Here is a 17,831-nt window from a genome sequence, read left to right as displayed (position 1 = left end):
CTTATGTAGTAAGCGCTGGTAGCTATTGTTTTAGGAGTTTCTGGTTTACAGCACTTCGCTGGCAAAGTCGGCCAGGCGCGAGCGTTCGCCGCGCGCCAGCGTGACGTGGCCGCTGTGCGGCCAGCCCTTGAAGCGGTCCACCACATAGGTCAGGCCCGAGGAGCCTTCGGTCAGGTAGGGTGTGTCGATCTGCGCCAGGTTGCCCATGCAGATGATCTTGGAGCCGGGGCCGGCGCGGGTGATCAAGGTCTTCATCTGCTTGGGCGTCAGGTTCTGCGCCTCGTCGATGATGACGTACTTGTTCAAGAAGGTGCGGCCGCGCATGAAGTTCATGCTCTTGATCTTGATGCGGCTGCGGATCAGCTCGTTGGTCGCGGCGCGGCCCCACTCGCCGGCATTGCCGCCGTCGCCCTTGGCCAGGAATTCGAGGTTGTCGTCGAGCGCGCCCATCCACGGGCCCATCTTCTCTTCCTCGGTGCCGGGCAGAAAGCCGATGTCCTCGCCCACGCTCACGGTGGCGCGGGTCATGATGATCTCGGTGTAGCGGCGCTCGTCCAGCACCTGGGTCAGGCCGGCGGCCAGCGCCATCAGCGTCTTGCCGGTGCCGGCGGTGCCGGCCAGCGTGACGAAGTCCACGTCCGGGTCCATCAGCAGGTTGAGCGCGAAGTTCTGCTCGCGGTTGCGTGCCGTGACGCCCCAGACATTGTTCTTCTGGTGGCCGTAGTCCTTGAGCGTCTCCAGCACCGCGGTCTTGTCGCGGATCTCGATCACGCGCGCATGCAGGCTGTTCTCGCCTGGCGCCTCGTAGTAGACGAACTGGTTGATGTGCAGGTCTTGCGTGAACGGGCCGCTCAGCCGGTAGCGCGTGGCGGGGCCGGACTGCCAGCTCTCCACCTTCTTGCCCACCTTGCTCCAGAAGTCGGGCGGCAGCGCCAGCATGCCGCCGTACAGCATGTCGCCGTCTTCCAGGGTCTTGTCGTTCTGGTAGTCCTCGGCCTCCAGGCCCAGCGCGCGCGCCTTGACGCGCATGTTGATGTCCTTGGACACCAGCACCACCTGGCGCGTCGGATAGCGCGTGCGCAGCGCATCGACCACGCCGAGGATCTGGTTGTCGGCCTTGCCCTGCGGCAGGCTGCCCGGCAGCTCGTAGCTCAGCGGCTCGGTCTGGAAGAACAGGTGTCCGGTGGCGCCGCGCTGGCCGGTGGCATCAAGGCGTATGCCCTGGTCCAGCGCCGCCGAGGCCTGCGTGGCGACCAGCGCGTCCAGCGTGCGGCTGGCCTGGCGGCCATTGCGGGCCACCTCGGTCATGCCCTTCTTGTGGGCGTCCAGCTCCTCAAGCACGATCATCGGCAGGAAGATGTCGTGCTCCTCGAAGCGGAACAGGCTGGTCGGGTCATGCAGCAGCACATTGGTGTCGAGCACAAACAGCTTGGGCACGGTGGCATGGCCCCCGGCCTTGGGAGCCTTGGCGGGTGCGCTGGCCGAAGTGGCCTGCAGGGTGGACGGCGGCTGCGGTTGCGGCGCCGCGGCCTTGGCGCGCGGGCGGGTGCTGTTCCTGGGGGCGGCGGCCTTGGCCACCGGGGCCTTGGCGGCAGGGGTGGGCGCGGCGGCCACGCTGGCCGCCGCGGGCGGTACCTCGGCCACGCCTTCGTCGCTGGAGTCCAGCACTTTGGCCAGGTTGGCGGCCTTGGCCTTGGCAGCGGCCTTGTCGTAGCCGGCCGGAGACAGGCGGGCGGCGCGCTTGGTGGGGGCGGGAGGCAAGGGCATGAATTCGGGCCTTTACTTCGGTAGGGAAGACATCGGATGGAGCTGCGGCGGCACGGGAGCCCAGCAACACAAAAGGCTATCCTGCCCGCAAGATAGCCTTGGTTTTTGCTGGAAACACATGCTCGCCACGCTCAATCGCATGGTTTCATTATGCACACTCCAGGTCGCCGGAATGTCATCGGATTGCCATATGCCGGTCACCAAAACAAAAGCGCGCCGAAGCGCGCCTTGGGGTGGGCCGGCGAGGGCGCGGCCAGGCTTATGCGGCCTTCTTCTGCGCGGCCTTCATGGCCTTGACGGCCTTGAGCACGTCCTCGACGTGGCCCGGCACCTTGAGGCCGCGCCACTCCTGCTCCAGGATGCCTTCGGGGCTGACCAGGAAGGTGCTGCGCTCGATGCCCTTGACCTTCTTGCCGTACATGATCTTGTTCTTGACCACGCCGAACATGTGGCACATCTTTTCCTCGGTGTCGGCGATCAGCTCGAAGGGCAGCTCAAGCTTGGCCTTGAAGTCGTCGTGCGACTTCATGTTGTCGCGCGAGACGCCGAACACGGCGGCGCCCGCCTTGACGAAGTCGGCATACTTGTCACGAAACTGCATGGCCTCGGTCGTGCAGCCCGGGGTGTTGTCCTTCGGGTAGAAGTAGAGCACCACGATTTGTCCCTGGTGGGACAGGTTGGAGACTTTCACACCTCCGGTCGCCTGAGCCTCGAATTCGGGGAGGGTTTTGTTGACAACAACTGCCATAGCGCTTCATTTGCTCCAGAATGGTCGTGAACAGGCCGAAGGAGATGGGGAATATGTTATTGTTATGAGGGCCTTCGACCGCAGACCGCTATTTTAGCGCGAAACGCGATATTTATCTAACCCCCCTGATATGTCAAAACTATGGCGTAGGGGTTATAGGGCGGTCTCGAGTAATGCAGCCAGCAGCACCTTGCGGCCCTCGCCGGCCAGGATGTTGTAGGTGCGGCAGGCCGCCTGCGTGTCCATGGTCTCCAGGCCCAGGCGCCGGCCCATCAGCGGCGCCAGCCAGGCCGGCGGCGGAAAGCGCAGCCGCTGGCCGCTGCCGAAGATCACGGTCTCCACGCCGAATTCGGTCAGCAGCGCGAAATGCTCCGGCCCCAACGCTTCGAAACGGCTGCAATTCCAGTCGCGCAGCTCGCCGAGCGAGCTGAGCACGATGCTGTGCGTGAACTTCTCCTGGTCGACCGCGATCCAGCCTGGGCCGTAGGCGGTGATGGTCTTGGTGTCGGATTTGTCGGGTTGGAACTTCATGTCTTTGAGGGCGCTTGGCGGTGAATGCGGGCGCTTTCATGGGGCCGCGCGGGAACTGTGGTCAAATTATAGGTTTCACCCATTTTGAAACACTGGTTCCCGCCATGAAGTCGATCCACAAGTCTGCCAAGCTGAGCAACGTTCTCTACGATGTCCGGGGCCCCATCGTGGACGCGGCCAAGCAGATGGAGGACGAGGGGCAGAAGATCATCAAGCTGAACATCGGCAACATGGCGCCCTTCGGCTTCGATCCGCCGGAAGAGGTGGTGCAGGACATGGCCCGCAACCTGCCCGATTCCGCCGGCTATTCGGACAGCAAGGGCATCTTCGCCGCGCGCAAGGCGGTGATGCACTACACCCAGCAGCAGGGCATTGCCGGCGTGACGCTGGAGGACATCTACCTGGGCAACGGCGCCAGCGAGCTGATCGTGATGGCCACCAACGCGCTGCTCAACGATGGCGACGAGCTGCTGCTGCCCTCGCCGGACTATCCGCTGTGGACCGCGGCCACCAGCCTCTCGGGCGGCGTGCCGGTGCACTACGTGTGCGACGAGGCCAATGGCTGGATGCCCGATCTGGCCGACATGCGCGCCAAGATCACGCCGCGCACCCGCGGCATCGTGGTGATCAACCCCAACAACCCCACCGGCGCGCTGTACAGCGACGAGCTGCTGCGCGGCATCGTGCAGCTGGCGCGCGAGCACGAGCTGGTGCTGCTGGTGGACGAGGTGTACGACAAGGTGCTGTACGAAGGCGTGAAGCACACCGCGATGGCCTCGCTGTCCACCGATGTGCTGACGCTCACCTTCAACTCGCTGTCCAAGGCCTACCGCTCCTGTGGCTTTCGCGCCGGCTGGATGGTGGTGTCGGGCGACAAGGCGCGGGCGCGCGACTACATCGAGGGCCTGAACATGCTGGCCAACCTCAAGCTCGGCTCCAACGTGCCGGGCCAATGGGCCATCCAGACCGCGCTGGGCGGCTACCAGAGCATCAACGACCTGGTCAAGGAAGGCGGGCGCCTGCGCCGCCAGCGCGACCTGGCCTACGAGCTGATCACCAAGATCCCGGGCGTCAGCTGTGTCAAGCCGCAGGCGGCGCTGTACATGTTCCCGCGGCTCGACCCGGACATGTACCCGATCGCCGACGACCGCCAGTTTTTCATGGAAGTGCTGCGCGCCACGCGGGTGATGCTGGTGCAGGGCTCGGGCTTCAACTTCCCGGACAACCAGCATTTCCGCATCGTGTTCCTGCCGCACGAGGACGATCTGCGCGAGGCCATCAACCGCCTGGCCGGCTTCCTGGCCAACTACCGGCAGCGCCACGCCAGCAAGGCCGTGGCCTGATACTTGTTTTTTAATAGCTGATGGCGCCCATGGGTAGGGCGCTAAAGCCTTGTTTGACTGGTAATCTGATATGAAATCCCTCCAAGTCGGCCTGTTGGGCATCGGTACGGTAGGCAGCGGCGTTTTCAACGTGCTGCGTCGCAACCACGACGAGATCCGTCGCCGCGCGGGCCGCGACATTGCCGTCACCATGGTGGCTGACCTGGACGAGGCCCGCGCCCGCGCCGTGGTCGGCGACACGGTGCAGGTGGTGAACGATGCGCGCGCGCTGATCGCCAACCCCGACATCGATGTGGTGATCGAGCTGATCGGCGGCTACGGCATCGCCAAGCAGCTGGTGCTGGAGGCGATCGCCGCCGGCAAGCACGTGGTGACCGCCAACAAGGCGCTGCTGGCGGTGCACGGCACCGAGATCTTCAAGGCCGCCGCCGCCAAGGGCGTGATCGTGGCCTACGAGGCGGCCGTGGCCGGTGGCATCCCGATCATCAAGGCGCTGCGCGAGGGCCTGACCGCCAACCGCATCCAGTGGGTGGCCGGCATCATCAACGGCACGACCAACTTCATCCTGTCCGAGATGCGCGACAAGGGCCTGGACTTCGAGGTGGTGCTCAAGGAGGCGCAGCGCCTGGGCTATGCCGAGGCCGACCCCACCTTCGACATCGAGGGCGTGGATGCCGCGCACAAGGCCACGCTGATCAGCGCCATCGCCTTCGGCATTCCGGTGCAGTTCGACAAGGCCTATGTGGAAGGCATCACCCGCCTGGCGGCGGCCGACATCCGCTATGCCGAGCAGCTGGGCTACCGCATCAAGCTGCTGGGCATCGCCAAGCGCGGCGACAAGGGCATCGAGTTGCGCGTGCACCCCTCGCTGGTGCCGGCCAAGCGCCTGATCGCCAACGTGGAAGGCGCGATGAACGCGGTGGTGGTGCATGGCGATGCCGTGGGCACCACGCTGTACTACGGCAAGGGCGCGGGCTCCGAGCCCACCGCCAGCGCGGTGATCGCCGACCTGGTGGACATCGCCCGCCTGCAGGGCGCCGACGAGGCGCACCATGTGCCGCCGCTGGCCTTCCAGTCCAGCACGCTGGCCGAGGCAGCGGGCGAGCTGCCGATTCTGCCGATGTCCGAGATCGTCACCAGCTACTACCTGCGCCTGCGCGTGGCCGACGAGGCCGGCGTGCTGGCCAAGGTCACCGGCATCCTGGCGGGTGCCGGCATCAGCATCGATGCCCTGCTGCAGCGCGAGGCCGGCGATGTCGGCGGCGAAGGCTCGGCGCAGACCGACCTGATCATCCTCACCCACGATACCCGCGAAGGCGAGATGGACGCCGCGCTGGCGCAGATCCAGGGCCTGCCCTCGGTGCTGGCGCCGATCACCCGCATCCGCAAGGAAGGGCTGAGCTGACTCTGGCTAAAATTATGGTCAGAATTTCCTGAAAACGGAGGCCGCCATGTCCGCAGTCTGGCAAGTCCAGGAAGCGAAGAGCCGCTTCGGCGAAGTCATCGACAAGGCCCTTCACGAAGGGCCGCAAACCGTCACGCGCCACGGCAAGCCGGTGGTGCGCGTGGTGGCGGTGGTGCCTGAAAAGGCTGACGCGGCGCCGCGCGCCGATGATGGCTTTGTCGAGTTCCTGCTCAGCGCACCCAAGGTCGATGGCTTTGCCGAGCTAATTGAGCGCGGCAGCATCAAGCCACTCGGCCCCTTGGGCGAGTGAGCGCCATGGCTTGGCTGCTGGACACCTGCGTCGTTTCAGAGCTGACCAAGCCGGCGCCCAGCGCGGCGGTGCAGCAGTGGCTGCGCTCTCACAGCGGTGAATGCCTTCTGTGTGCGGTGACGATAGGGGAAATTCAGTTCGGCTTGGAGCGGCTGGCGCAGGGCAGCAGACGCAACCGCCTGCAACTGTGGTTCGATCAGCTTTGCAGCGACTTTGAAGGCAGGATCTTGCCAACCGACGAGGCAGTCTGGCGCACTTGGAGCCGTTTGCGCGCATTCTGCCAGGCCGTGGGTCGCCCGCAAGCCGATCTGGATCTGCTGATCGCTGCGACTGCCGTGACACACGGGCTTCCCTTGCTTACCCGCAACATCCGCCATTTTGAAGACACGGGCCTCACGCTCGCCAACCCCTGGGCCGATGTGCCCAAGGCATGAGAAAACCATGAACTACCTCTCCACCCGCGGCCACCCCGACCGCAAGCGCTTCTGTGACATCCTGCTCGAAGGCCTGGCCCCCGATGGCGGCCTGTACCTGCCCGAGAGCTATCCGCGGATCGGCGCGGCCCGCCTGGGCGAGCTGCGCGGCATCTATGCCAGCCAGGGCTATGCGGCGCTGGCCTTCGAGATCCTGTCGCTGTACATCGACGATATCCCGGCTGCCGAGCTGCGCGCGATCTGCGCCAAGACCTATACCCGGGCAGTCTTCGGCACCGAGGCGATCACCCCGGTGCGCCAGCTCGAAGGCGGCCTGCTGGTCGAGGCGCTGTCCAACGGCCCCACGCTGGCCTTCAAGGACATGGCCATGCAGCTGCTGGGCAACCTGTTCGAGTACGAGCTGGGGCGCCGCGGCGAGCAGCTCAACATCCTGGGCGCCACCAGCGGCGACACCGGCAGCGCCGCCGAGTACGCCATGCGCGGCAAGCAGGGCGTGCGCGTGTTCATGACCAGCCCGCACGGCCGCATGAGCCCGTTCCAGCAGGCCCAGATGTTCAGCCTGCAAGACGAGAACATCCACAACCTGGCGATCGAAGGCGTGTTCGACGACTGCCAGGACATCGTCAAGGCCGTCTCCAACGACCATGCCTTCAAGGCCAAGTACAAGATCGGCACCGTCAACTCGATCAACTGGGCCCGCCTGCTGGCCCAGGTCGTCTACTACTTCGCGGGCTACCTGCAGGCCACGAAGACCGATGCCGAGAAGGTCAGCTTCACCGTGCCCAGCGGCAACTTCGGCAACATCTGCGCCGGCCATGTGGCGCGCCAGATGGGGCTGCCGATCGACCAGCTGATCGTGGCCACCAACGAGAACGACGTGCTCGATGAGTTCTTCCGCACCGGCGTGTACCGCGTGCGCGGCGCGGCCCATACCTACGAAACCTCCAGTCCGTCGATGGACATCTCCAAGGCTAGCAATTTCGAGCGCTTCGTGTTCGACCTGGTGGGCCGCGATGCCGCCCGCACCAACGATTTGTTCGCCAACGGCGTGGGCCGCCAAGGGCTGTTCGACCTGAGCCAGGACCCGGCATTCAAGGATGCCGCCGCGCGCTACGGCTTTGCCAGCGGCAAGAGCAGCCATGCCGACCGCCTGGCCACCATCAAGGACACCTACCAGCGTTTCGGCCAGATGATCGACACCCACACCGCCGACGGCGTGAAGGTGGCGCGCGAGCACCTCAAGCCCGGCGTGCCGATGATCGTGCTGGAGACCGCGCTGCCCATCAAGTTCGCCGAAACCATCGAAGAGGCGCTGGGCCGCGCGCCCGATCGCCCGGTCCAGTTCGAAGGCATAGAATCGCTGCCCAAGCGCGTGACCGTGCTGCCTGCCGATGTGCAGCAGGTCAAGCAGTACATTGCCGCGCACTGCGATTGATTTGAAGTAAAAACGGCTGTAGCGCTTGCCAGTCAAGTGCTGGCAGCTCTCAATAAGGGAGCGAGACATGCATGTGGTGTGCTTTGCGGGCTATTCGGGCAGCGGCAAAACCACCCTGATCGAGCGGCTGATTCCGCTGCTGCGCCAGCGGGGGCTGCGGGTGTCGGTCATCAAGCACACGCACCACCGCTTCGATATCGATACCCCCGGCAAGGACACCTGGCGCCACCGCGAGGCCGGAGCGCTGGAGGTGCTGGCCGCATCCGACATGCGTACCGTGCTGATGCGCGAGAACCAGGCCCCGCGCGAGCCCGAGGTGCACCAGCTGGTCGCGCAGCTCGATGCGTCGGTGAACTGGGTGCTGGTCGAGGGCTTCAAGCATAGCGACCTGCCCAAGCTGGAGATCCGGCGCGGTGCGGCACTGTCGCATGACCGCCCGGCGCTGTACCCGCAGGATGCGGGCGTGCAGGCCGTGGTGACGGATCTCGATCTGGCGGTTTCCCTGCCGCTGCTGCCCATTGACGACCCGCAGGCCGTGCTGCGCTGGCTGCTGGAGCGGGCCGACGCATTTGCCTACACCCCGCCCGATGTCGCCTGAAAGGAAGATATGTCGAACCCTACCCGCCCACCGCTGAAGCCGCTGCAGCAGGCCTGGGAAGAGCTGCTGGCCTATGCCGTGCCGCTGGCGCAGCCCGAGCAGCTGCCCACCCACGAGGCCGACGGCCGCGTGCTGGCCGAATCCATCCGCGCCGAGATGCAGGTGCCGCCGCAGGACAACAGCGCCATGGACGGCTATGCGGTGCGCAGCAGCGACATCGCGCATCTCGGCGTGGCGCTGCCGGTGAGCCAGCGCATTGCCGCCGGCGACAACGGCCAGCCGCTGGCCGCGGGCACGGCGGCGCGCATTTTCACCGGCGCGCCCATCCCGCCCGGTGCCGATGCGGTGGTGATGCAGGAAGACACCACGGCCCGGCCCGATGGTTCGGTGGCCTTCAATGCCGCCGTGGCCGCGGGCCAGAATGTGCGCCGCTCGGGCGAGGACATCAGCCGCGGCGCCGAGATCCTGGCCGCCGGCACCCGCCTCACGCCGGCCGAGCTGGGCCAGGCGGCCAGCGTGGGCCGCGCGCAGCTGCTGGTGGCGCGCCGACCCCGGGTGGCCCTGCTGTCCACCGGCGACGAGCTCATCATGCCCGGCGAGGTGGCGCCGCAGCACATGCGCCCCGGCAGCATCTACAACAGCAACCGCTTTTTCCTGCGCACGCTGCTGGTGCGCCTGGGCTGCGAAGTGCATGACATGGGCAATGTGCCCGATTCGCGCGAGGCCACCGTGGCGGCGCTGCGCGAGGCGGGGGCCGGCTTCGATCTGGTGCTGACCAGCGGCGGCGTATCGGTGGGCGAGGAAGACCATATCAAGCCCGCGGTGCAGGCGCTGGGCCAGCTGCACCTGTGGCAGCTGGCCATCAAGCCCGGCAAGCCGTTTGCCTACGGCAGCGTGGGCAAGGCGCACTTCATCGGGCTGCCGGGCAATCCGGTATCGAGCTTCGTCACCTTCTTGCTGCTGGTGCGCCCGTTCGTGCTGCGGCTGCAAGGCGCGGCGCGGCTGGAGGCGCCGCGCGTGGCGATGCGTGCCGATTTCGAATGGGCGCGGCCCGACAAGCGTCAGGAGTTCCTGCGCGTGCGCCGCAATGCCGGCGATGGGCTCGACCTTTATCCGAACCAGAGCTCCGGCGTGCTGACCTCGGTGGTCTGGGGCGACGGCCTGATCGACAACCCCGGCGGTACCGCGATACGCTGCGGCGATACGGTGCGCTTCATTCCATTTGCGGAGCTGCTGGCATGACGACGGCAAACATCACCGTGCGCTATTTCGCCTCGATCCGCGAGGCGCTGGGCACCGGCAGTGAGGCGCTGGCCACCCAGGCCGCCACGCTGGGCGCGCTGCGCGACGAGCTGATCGCCCGCGGCGGCGCCTATGCCGACGCGCTGGCGCGCGGCAAGGCGGTGCGCGTGGCGCTGGACCAGGCCCTGTGCAGCGAAGACACGGCCCTGGCCGACCGGGCCGAGGTCGCGTTCTTCCCGCCGGTCACCGGCGGCTGAGCCTCCATCAATCCCCCCCGCGCGCTGACCCCGCCATGCGGATGGATGCGCGAAGCGCGGCGCAGCGCATAGTCATCTATGGGCAAGCCCTCGCTCCTGCGCCGCCGCCAGTGCGGCGATGTGCACGGCGCAGGCCTGGCTTGCGGCCTGCATCGGTGCGCGCAGCTGCGGCTGCATCAGGCCCTGCGCGGCCAGCAGGGCCTTGATCGGCGCCGGGTTGGGTTCGGCAAAACAGGCTTCGGCCACTGGCCGCAGCGTCTGCCACAGGCGGCGGGCGCCGGGCAGGTCGCCGGCGGCCACGCGCTGCATCATGGCGACGAAGCCCTGCGGCTGCCAGTGCGCGCTGGCGGCGATGGCGCCGTGGCCGCCCAGCGCCAGCGTGGCGAGGATGTGCGCGTCTTCGCCGGCCAGCACCTGCAGTCGGCCGTCGGCGATCAGGGCCTGGGTCTTGGCGGCATCGCCGCCGCAGTCCTTGATGGCGCGGATGTTCGGGTGCCCGGCCAGCGCCAGCAGCGTGGCCAGCTCTAGCGTGGTGGCGCTGCGGTAGGGAATGTCGTAGACGATCAGCGGATGGGCGCTGGCCTCGGCAATCGCCTCGAACCACTGCCGCAGCCCCTGCTGGCAGGGGCGGATGTAGTGCGGCGGCGCCACCAGCACGCCGGCCAGCGCGCGCGTCTTCCAGCTGCGCACGCGCTCCAGCACATGGCCCAGGTGGTAGCCCGACAGTCCCATCGCCACCTGCAGCCCGGGCGCGGCCGACCGCGCCGTTTGCAGCACGGCATCGAGCACCTCGTCCTGCTCGGCGTCGGACAGCGCCGCGGCCTCGCCGGTGGTGCCGCAGGCCACGATGCCGGCGATGCCGCTGCCGGCCAGCCGGGCCACCAGCGATTGCAGTGCCGCATGGTCGATGGCACCGTCGGCGCCGAAGGGCGTGACCAGCGGTATCCACAGGCCGGAGAAATCAGAAAGAGTCGCAACAGACATGGTTTTCCTTCAAACACAGTGATGACCGACCGATCCAGCCAGGACGGGCGCGGAGACAGGGCTGCGAGAAAGAAAAGGGGGAAGGTCTGTGCTTGCCGGCTGCCGGATTCCGTCGCTCATCTGGACGGAACCGCAGCTCCGGTCAGACGAGCTGGGATTTTTTGGCTTTGGCTGCCGCCGCGCACGCTGCTGCTGCGCGGGTGGCGCAGGGCTGCTGGCGGTGGAGAGCGGGCGAAAGCATGCGCGGCAGTATAGCGCAAGGCGCCGCTGGACGCATGCCATCAGGCCGGCCTGCTATGCCGGTCCATAGCAGCCGCTGCGTCCATCGGTGCGTGCGCGCCACATGGGCGGGCCGATGCGCCACAGCAGCAGCGCAAAGGCCAGGCACCAGCACAGGCTGGCCGCCACCAGCCAGGCCGTGCCGCCGGCCCAGGCCGCGGCGGCGCGCAGCGCAGCGGCGGCCAGCAGGAGCATGGCGGCCGCGGGCAGCCATGGCCCCTGATCGGGCGGCAGGCCGCAATGCGCGCGTGCGGCAATGGCGATCACTGCGAAGATGGCCAGGCCCATGGCGCCCATGGCCAGCAGGTGCCGCCCGGCACCCGGGCCGGCAGGGCCCCCGAGCTGCGACCAGCCGAGCAGGCCGTAGCCCAGCGCCATGCAGGCATATGCCGCATAGAGCATCAGCGGCCAGCGCTGCAGCAGCGCGCGGCCCACATGCCAATCGCCCATCAGGTGCAAGACCGCGGCGCAGGCGGCCAGCGCCAGCCAGCCGGCGAGGTGGCTGCCCGGCTGGGCGAACTCGGCCAGGGTGTACAGCGCGATGCACAGCGCCGCCAGGTGGCGTCGCGGCGGGCGCGCGACATAGGGCTCGACATGGGGCGCGGCGCCGGGCGGCAGCTGATCGATGGCGCGGTTGACGATGCGCATCGAGATGCGGCTCATGGCCGCCACGATGAGCAGCATCAGCACCCCCAGTGCCACATGCAGCCAGCGCAGGGGCGGTAGGCCGCGCAGCGCGTCGGCATAGAAGCCCGCGACACTGGTGGCCAGTGCGAGCAGCCCCCACCAGAACGCCATGTGGCGCCGGCCGGCCGGGGCCCACAGCGGCCGCGCCAGCAGCGCGGCCAGGCCCAGCAGCAGGCCGGTGTGCGCGGCCGCGGCGAGCCACAGGCCCGCGCTGCCGCTGACGGCCGAGCCCCAAAAGCCCAGCCGCCCCAGCAGCCACAGGCCTGTGAGCGCTCGCAGCTGCGCGGGCGTGGCGCCTGCGCAGCCGGTGAACTCCGGCACCGCGGTGAGCGCGAAACCCGCCACCGCCGCCAGGGCGAAGCCGAAGATCAGCTCGTGCGCATGCCACACCACCGGCCCGCCCGCTACCGGCGGCGGCGCGAGGCCCGCGCCCAGCATGGCGCCCCACAGCGCCGGCAGCACGATGGCCGAGGCCAGCGCGAGCAGGAAAAAGGGCCGCATGCCACAGGTCCATACGGGGTGCGGCTCGCGCGGGCGCGCAGGGCTCAGCATGGGGCTGCCTCGGGCAGGCCGAAGGCCGCGCGCACCGGCGGTTGCTGTAGCAGCTCGGCCGCGCAGCGCAACACCAGCGCTTCGCTGCGCGCCAGCGCAGCGCCCGGCGGCTCATAGCGCGCCACGATGCGCCCGGGCGCGGCGGCCATCACCAGCACGGTGTCGGCCAGGCGCATGGCTTCCATCGGGTCGTGGGTGATGAGCAGCACGGCCATGGGCCGCTCGGCCTGGCGCACGAGCAGCAGATGCTGCAGCTGGCTGCGCAGGCCTACGTCGAGGGCGGCGAAAGGCTCGTCCATCAGCAGCAGCGCGGGCTCGAGCGCCAGGGCCCGGGCCAGCGCGGCGCGGCTTTGCATGCCGCCCGAAAGCTCGGCCGGGAACTGCGCGAGCGCCGCCTGGGGCAGGCCCAGCGCCAGCGCCGTCCCGGTGGCGCGGCGATGGCGTTCGGCGCGGCCCAGGCTCTGCGCCTTCAGGCCCAGCGCAATATTGTCCAGCGTGCTCATCCAGGGCAGCAGGCGCGGCTGCTGGAACATCACCGCGGCCGGCGAGAGCGGCTGCTCGATGCTGCCCTGCCTGGGTGCGAGCAAGCCGGCGCACAGGTGCAGCAGCGTGGTCTTGCCGCAGCCGGATGGCCCGAGCAGTGCCACCATGCGGCCGGTGGGCAGCTCAAGGTCGATGCCCGCGAGCACCGGCGTGGGGCCGTAGGCGTGGTGCAGGCCGCGCACCCGCAGCGATACAGGCGGCGCATTCATGCGCCAGCCCCGCGCCAGCGCTCCAGCTCGCGCTTGATGGGCTCCAGCAGCGCGTATTCGAGCACCAGCAGGCTGCCCACCACCGCGCAGATCCAGGCCAGCGATGCGCTCGTGTCCAGCTGCGAGCGCGTCACCGCCAGCGCCGCGCCCACGCCGTCGCTGGTGGCCAGCAGCTCGGCCATCACCGCCACCTTCCATGACGAGCCGAGCGCGGTGATCCAGGCCGGGAACAGGTAGGCCGCCACATGCGGCAGGTACAGGTCTGCAAGGCGCATGCGCCAGGGCAGGCGGTAGGCGCGCGCCACGTCCCTGAGGTGGTGGTCCAGCGTGCGCGTGCCCTGCAGCGCGCCGATGAAGACCACCGGCAGGCAGGCCACGAACACGGTGAACACGGGGGTGCCGTCGCCCGCGCCGAACCACAGCATGGCCAGCACCAGCCAGGCGATGGGCGGCATGCCCAGCAGCAGCGTGACCCAGGGGCGGGCGAGCATCGAGGCGGTCATCGACAGGCCCGCGAGCAGGCCGAGCGCGCTGCCCGCGCCGCCCGCGAGCAGCAGGCCGCCGAGCGCGCGCCGCGCTGTCGTCGCCAGCTCGGGCCAGGCGGCGCCCGATGCCAGCAGGCCGCGCAGCGTGGCGAAGGTGGCCAGCGGGCCGGGCAGGATCAGCGGGCCGTAGAAGCCCGCGCCCAGCTCCCACAGCGCCGCCAGCAGCAGGCTCGCGGCCGCGCCCCAGCCGCTCCAGAGGTAGGCCGGCATGCCGCGCAGCAGGCGCCAGGCCAGCCGCATTTACTGCGCTCCCCGGGCTGGCGCGGCTATCTCGGTGAGCTGCAGCACCACCGGCTCGGCCTGGGTGCGCGCGAAATGCTGGTGGCCCGCGGGCTCGGAGAACACGCTGCCCGGCGGCAGGGGCTTGAGCGCTGCCTCGTCGAAGCGGTCGCCGAAGCCCAGCAGCAGCGTGCCGCTGACCACGGTGACGATGCGGTAGCCGCTGGCATGCCCATGCGGCGGCAGGTCGGTGCCGGGCGCGATGCGCACGCGCCGCGTGACGACGCGGTAGGCGGGGTCGGCATGCAGGTCCAGGCGCTGCGTGGTCTTGCCGTCCTGCCAGGAGAGCTGCTGCGGCGTGAGGGTGAAGGCCGCGCCGGCGGCCTGCGCCGTGGCGCCGGGCGGGATGGTGAGCAGGGCGGTGGCGGCGCAGAGCTGGATCAGGCGAAAGTTCAGGTGAGTATGGAGCATGGCAGTCCTTGCAGGTTGAGCCCGCCATGGCTGCGCGCGGGCGCCGCCTGGGGGATGGGGGAGTGGAAGAAGCCGGAGTCGGGCAGCCGGCCGCCAAGCAGCGCGGCATCGCGCCTGAGCAGCTGCTGAAAGAAGAAATCGATGTCGGCGCGGGCCTGCTGCGCCGGCACGGCTTCGAGCTGGCTGGCGGCGATGGCATCGGCCACCGCCTCGGGGCTCAGCAGCTCGATGCGCGCGGCCACCATGCGGCCGCACTCCTGCGGGTTGGCGCGGCACCAGGCGCTGGAGCGGGCATAGGCCTCGGCCACCGCGGCGAGCGCCGTGGGCTGCTCGCGCACGGGGCCCACGGCGGCGATGCCGGCCTGCGGGATGCGCGGCGCGCGCTGGAAGACGCGGCCCCATTCCTGCTGCAGGTCGGCACCGCGGTGCAGTTGCGGTGCGATGAAGCCGACGGGCAGCGACTGCGTCTTGCGCAGCGCCATCGACACCGCGGGCTCGGACAGCAGCGCATGGCGCACCCGGCGTGTGACGAGCAGCTGCATCGCCTCCATCGGGGTGGGCAGGTAGCGCAGCCGGAAGTCGCGCCGCGCGTCCAGGCCCTGCTGGGCGGCGAGCAGCTGCAGCATCAGATCGGGCATGTCGCCGCGGAAAGGCACGGCGATCTCTTCGCCGCGAAAGTCGGCCAGCGTGCGGCGCATGCCGTCGCGGCTGACGATCCACAGCGCACCCCAGGTGGCGATGTTGAGCAGCGTGAGGCCGGCGCCGCGGTTGTAGAGGTTGGCAGCCACGTTGCTCGGCATGGCCAGCACATCGGCCTTGCGGCCCAGGGCCAGCGCGCGCAGCTGGTCGGGATCGCGCCAGGAGGCAAATTCGGTGCGCCCGGCAATACCGGCCAGCGCCTGCGTCTCGGCCATGTGGATCAAGGGCGCCGAGACGATGGCGGGCGGGCCGGCGAGCACGAGGCGTGGCAAGGGCATGGCGCCGTGCGCCGCCGGTAGGGCGGCGGCGGCCATGCCGGCGCCCAGGGCGCGGATCACTGCCCGGCGATGCGCAAGCGGGGTGGGGGTTTGCATGTCTTCCGCCTTCAGAACTGGTAGCTCAGGCCCGCGGCGAGGCTGCGGCCCAGGCCCGGCAGGTAGCCCGGCTGCGCGGCCGTGGCCTGGTTGCGGATCGCGTAGCTGCTCGCATAGCGCCGGTTGCTCAGGTTGTCGGCCTGCAGGTAGGTGCTCCAGGGGCCGCGCTTGTATTCGAGCTTCAGGCCCAGCAGCGCATAGGCGTCCTGTTCGCTGCCGGCGGTGTTGGCATGGTCGGTGGGCGTGGCGCTGGGCATCCAGCGCAGGTTGGGGCCGAAACGCCAGACGCCCGGGCCGGCGGCCAGGCGCCACAGCAGCTCGGCATTGATCAGGTGGCGCGGCACGCCGGCGATGCGGTTGCCGGCATAGGCGCCTTGCTTGAAGCGGAAGTCGCTGTAGGTCCACGAGGCGCGCCAGTCGAGTGCGCCGGCGTGCGCTGCATCGCCCAGCGGCCAGCTGCCCGACAGGCCGGCCTCCACGCCCTGGTGGCGCGTGCCGCCGGCGTAGTTGAAGGTGCCGATGCGGATGCCGCTTTCGTCGGTGGTGCTCATGAGTTCGTCGGCCACCTGGCTGCGGTAGGCGGCCACGCTCCAGTGCAGCGCGCGTACACCCTCGCCCCAGCGGCCCTGGCCGCCGAGCTCGAAGGTGGTGGCGCGCTGCAGGCGTAGCGGCACCAGCGCGCTGCTGGCCGCGGCGGGGGCGTTGGGCGCCACGGTGGCCGAGACGATTTCCCAGAAGGTCGGCGCTTCCTGGCTGCGGCTCAGGTTGGCCCACCAGCGCGTGGCTGGCGCCGGTGTCCAGACCACGCCCAGCTTGGGCGTGGCGAAGGTCCAGCGCTGCTCGAGCGCGCGGCCGTCCAGGCGGCTGTCCGCATCGCGCGACTGGCGGCTCCAGCCGAGCTGGCCCGACAGCGCCCAGGCCTGCGCCAGGCGCCAGTCGGCACCCAGCTGCGCCTGCAGGTTGTCGGCGTTGAGGCCGTAGGCGCCGAAGCGCTGCATCGGGGCTCCGTTGGCCGGGCTGGTGGCATCCAGGCCGCGCTCCATGCGGCTGCGCGACCAGCCGAGTGCCGCGCGCCAGGCCAGCGATTCGCTGCTTTGCCCGCTGGCCTGCCATTGGGCGCCGGCGGTGCGGCTGTGGGTGATGGTGTAGCTGGTCTGGTTGTTGAACAGGTCGTGCGTGTCCTGCCAGTAGACGCCCAGCTCCTGGCGCAGCGCGTCGTCGCCCCAGCGCGAGCGGTTGGCCAGGCGCCACTGGCGGGCCTCGCGGCGCGGATCGCGCCGGTAGACGTTGAGCAGCTGGTCCTGCGGGGTATTGCCGTCGCCCATCACGCCGCGCGGATCGGAGCGCACCCGCTCCTTGGGCACGACGCTGGGGATCTCGAAGTCCAGGTCGGTCCAGGAGAAATAGCTGCGGTTCTCGAAGCCGTCCGGACCCTGGAAGCCGAAATTGGCGTGCAGCGCCTCGCGCCGCGAGGCCGAGTGGTGGCGCCAGCCGTCGAAGCGGTCGCCGCTGACGCTCAGGCGCGCATCCCACTGCGTGCCCTGCAGGCCGATGGCGCCCTGCAGCGCGCGGCGGCCGAAGCTGCCGGCTTCGGCCCGCACGCGGCCGCGCTCGTCGGCGCCGGTGAGCGACTGGAAGTCCAGCTCGCCGCCGAGGGTGGTCGCGCCGGGCGTGAGGGTGTTGGCGCCGCGGCGGGCGCTCACCAGGGCTGCGTTGCGCGGCTCCACCAGGCCGATGATGAACGAGCCGTCGGCTTCGTTGAGCGGCAGCCCGTCCTGCAGCAGCAGCACGCCGCGGTTGACCGGATTGCTCTGGATGCCCGAGCCGCGAATCGACAGCCGGGGCTGGTCGGTGGCGCCGAAAAAGTCCTGGATCACAATACCGGGCTGGTAGTCCAGCGCATCGCGCAGCGTGGCCAGCCGTGTCTCCTGCTGCGGCGTGGCGAGGTTGGTGCCGCCGGGCACGCGCGCCAGGCGCTCGCGCTCGGCCGGGACCGATGGGCGCAGCGGCGCGGCATCCGCCTGCGCGCCTTCGCCGGAGGCGCGCACGGTCACGGGCGGCAGCTCATGCGGCTTTTCGTCGGCGGCTTGCGCCAGGCTCCAGGGCAGGGCTGCAAGCGCATGGAGCAGCAGGGTGTGGCGCAGGCGGGGAAGTGACGGTTGCTGCATGGGAGTAAAAATGTTTAATAAGATTCATTCG

The 17,831-nt window shown here is 69.2% G+C and carries 18 protein-coding genes; 8 read left to right on the top strand and 10 right to left on the bottom strand.

Going from position 1 to position 17,831, the window contains the following annotated elements; translation table 11 throughout:
• Positions 1 to 45: 45 nt before the first annotated feature.
• The 3 genes from ACODRX_RS18775 to ACODRX_RS18765 form a co-directional block, all read right to left on the bottom strand.
• A complete protein-coding gene (locus tag ACODRX_RS18775; RefSeq protein ID WP_488873060.1) occupies positions 46 to 1,767 on the bottom strand; it encodes a PhoH family protein in 1,722 nt (573 codons plus the stop codon).
• A gap of 259 nt (positions 1,768 to 2,026) precedes the next feature.
• Positions 2,027 to 2,515: a peroxiredoxin gene (locus ACODRX_RS18770; protein WP_488873059.1), complete on the bottom strand. Its 489-nt coding sequence runs from the start codon at positions 2,513 to 2,515 to the stop codon at positions 2,027 to 2,029.
• Positions 2,516 to 2,668: 153 nt separating this feature from the next.
• Entirely contained in the window at positions 2,669 to 3,046 is a 378-nt protein-coding gene (locus ACODRX_RS18765) for an Mth938-like domain-containing protein (RefSeq protein WP_488873058.1), read from the bottom strand.
• A 104-nt stretch (positions 3,047 to 3,150) separates the two neighbouring features.
• Here ACODRX_RS18765 and ACODRX_RS18760 point away from each other — a divergent pair, with 104 nt between their 5' ends.
• The 8 genes from ACODRX_RS18760 to moaD all read left to right on the top strand — a co-directional run bounded on the left by ACODRX_RS18760 (position 3,151) and on the right by moaD (position 10,070).
• Positions 3,151 to 4,389 carry a pyridoxal phosphate-dependent aminotransferase gene (locus ACODRX_RS18760; protein ID WP_488873057.1) on the top strand — a complete coding sequence of 413 codons (1,239 nt, stop codon included), beginning with the start codon at positions 3,151 to 3,153 and terminating at the stop codon, positions 4,387 to 4,389.
• Between the two features lie 70 nt (positions 4,390 to 4,459).
• Positions 4,460 to 5,794, top strand: coding sequence for a homoserine dehydrogenase (locus ACODRX_RS18755; protein ID WP_488873056.1), 1,335 nt, complete (start codon positions 4,460 to 4,462; stop codon positions 5,792 to 5,794).
• 46 nt (positions 5,795 to 5,840) lie between these two features.
• Positions 5,841 to 6,104, top strand: coding sequence for a type II toxin-antitoxin system prevent-host-death family antitoxin (locus ACODRX_RS18750; RefSeq protein WP_488873055.1), 264 nt, complete (start codon positions 5,841 to 5,843; stop codon positions 6,102 to 6,104).
• Positions 6,105 to 6,109: 5 nt separating this feature from the next.
• On the top strand, positions 6,110 to 6,538 hold the full coding sequence (locus tag ACODRX_RS18745) for a type II toxin-antitoxin system VapC family toxin (protein ID WP_488873054.1): 429 nt from the start codon (positions 6,110 to 6,112) through the stop codon (positions 6,536 to 6,538).
• A gap of 7 nt (positions 6,539 to 6,545) precedes the next feature.
• Positions 6,546 to 7,973, top strand: a complete 1,428-nt coding sequence (thrC, locus tag ACODRX_RS18740; RefSeq protein ID WP_488873053.1) for a threonine synthase — start codon at positions 6,546 to 6,548, stop codon at positions 7,971 to 7,973.
• Positions 7,974 to 8,040: 67 nt separating this feature from the next.
• Positions 8,041 to 8,571, top strand: a complete 531-nt coding sequence (gene mobB, locus ACODRX_RS18735) for a molybdopterin-guanine dinucleotide biosynthesis protein B (RefSeq protein WP_488873052.1) — start codon at positions 8,041 to 8,043, stop codon at positions 8,569 to 8,571.
• A gap of 9 nt (positions 8,572 to 8,580) precedes the next feature.
• On the top strand, positions 8,581 to 9,813 hold the full coding sequence (locus tag ACODRX_RS18730; protein ID WP_488873051.1) for a molybdopterin molybdotransferase MoeA: 1,233 nt from the start codon (positions 8,581 to 8,583) through the stop codon (positions 9,811 to 9,813).
• Positions 9,810 to 10,070, top strand: coding sequence for a molybdopterin converting factor subunit 1 (gene moaD / locus ACODRX_RS18725; RefSeq protein ID WP_488873050.1), 261 nt, complete (start codon positions 9,810 to 9,812; stop codon positions 10,068 to 10,070). The genes ACODRX_RS18730 and moaD overlap by 4 nt, the downstream gene beginning before the upstream one ends.
• A 72-nt stretch (positions 10,071 to 10,142) precedes the next feature.
• On the opposite strand, the gene dapA is transcribed toward moaD, so the two are convergent.
• The 7 genes from dapA to ACODRX_RS18690 form a co-directional block, all read right to left on the bottom strand.
• Positions 10,143 to 11,054: a 4-hydroxy-tetrahydrodipicolinate synthase gene (dapA, locus tag ACODRX_RS18720; protein WP_488873049.1), complete on the bottom strand. Its 912-nt coding sequence runs from the start codon at positions 11,052 to 11,054 to the stop codon at positions 10,143 to 10,145.
• Positions 11,055 to 11,348: 294 nt separating this feature from the next.
• The gene (locus tag ACODRX_RS18715; RefSeq protein WP_488873048.1) at positions 11,349 to 12,572 is read right to left on the bottom strand and encodes an NnrS family protein; all 1,224 of its coding nucleotides are present in this window, start codon (positions 12,570 to 12,572) and stop codon (positions 11,349 to 11,351) included.
• Positions 12,566 to 13,324 carry an ABC transporter ATP-binding protein gene (locus ACODRX_RS18710; RefSeq protein WP_488873047.1) on the bottom strand — a complete coding sequence of 253 codons (759 nt, stop codon included), beginning with the start codon at positions 13,322 to 13,324 and terminating at the stop codon, positions 12,566 to 12,568. Before ACODRX_RS18710 ends, ACODRX_RS18715 begins: the two co-directional genes overlap by 7 nt.
• Positions 13,321 to 14,109, bottom strand: a complete 789-nt coding sequence (locus tag ACODRX_RS18705; RefSeq protein WP_488873046.1) for an ABC transporter permease — start codon at positions 14,107 to 14,109, stop codon at positions 13,321 to 13,323. The genes ACODRX_RS18710 and ACODRX_RS18705 overlap by 4 nt, the downstream gene beginning before the upstream one ends.
• Positions 14,110 to 14,559, bottom strand: coding sequence for a cupin domain-containing protein (locus tag ACODRX_RS18700; protein ID WP_488873045.1), 450 nt, complete (start codon positions 14,557 to 14,559; stop codon positions 14,110 to 14,112).
• On the bottom strand, positions 14,541 to 15,632 hold the full coding sequence (locus ACODRX_RS18695) for an ABC transporter substrate-binding protein (protein WP_488873044.1): 1,092 nt from the start codon (positions 15,630 to 15,632) through the stop codon (positions 14,541 to 14,543). Before ACODRX_RS18695 ends, ACODRX_RS18700 begins: the two co-directional genes overlap by 19 nt.
• An 11-nt stretch (positions 15,633 to 15,643) precedes the next feature.
• Positions 15,644 to 17,800 carry a TonB-dependent receptor family protein gene (locus tag ACODRX_RS18690; protein ID WP_488873043.1) on the bottom strand — a complete coding sequence of 719 codons (2,157 nt, stop codon included), beginning with the start codon at positions 17,798 to 17,800 and terminating at the stop codon, positions 15,644 to 15,646.
• Positions 17,801 to 17,831 lie beyond the last annotated feature (31 nt).

It is taken from the genome of Comamonas sp. FG99, assembly GCF_057808605.1.
Note: the sequence above shows the minus strand (reverse complement) of the source record. Positions and strands in the feature narration are given on the sequence as shown.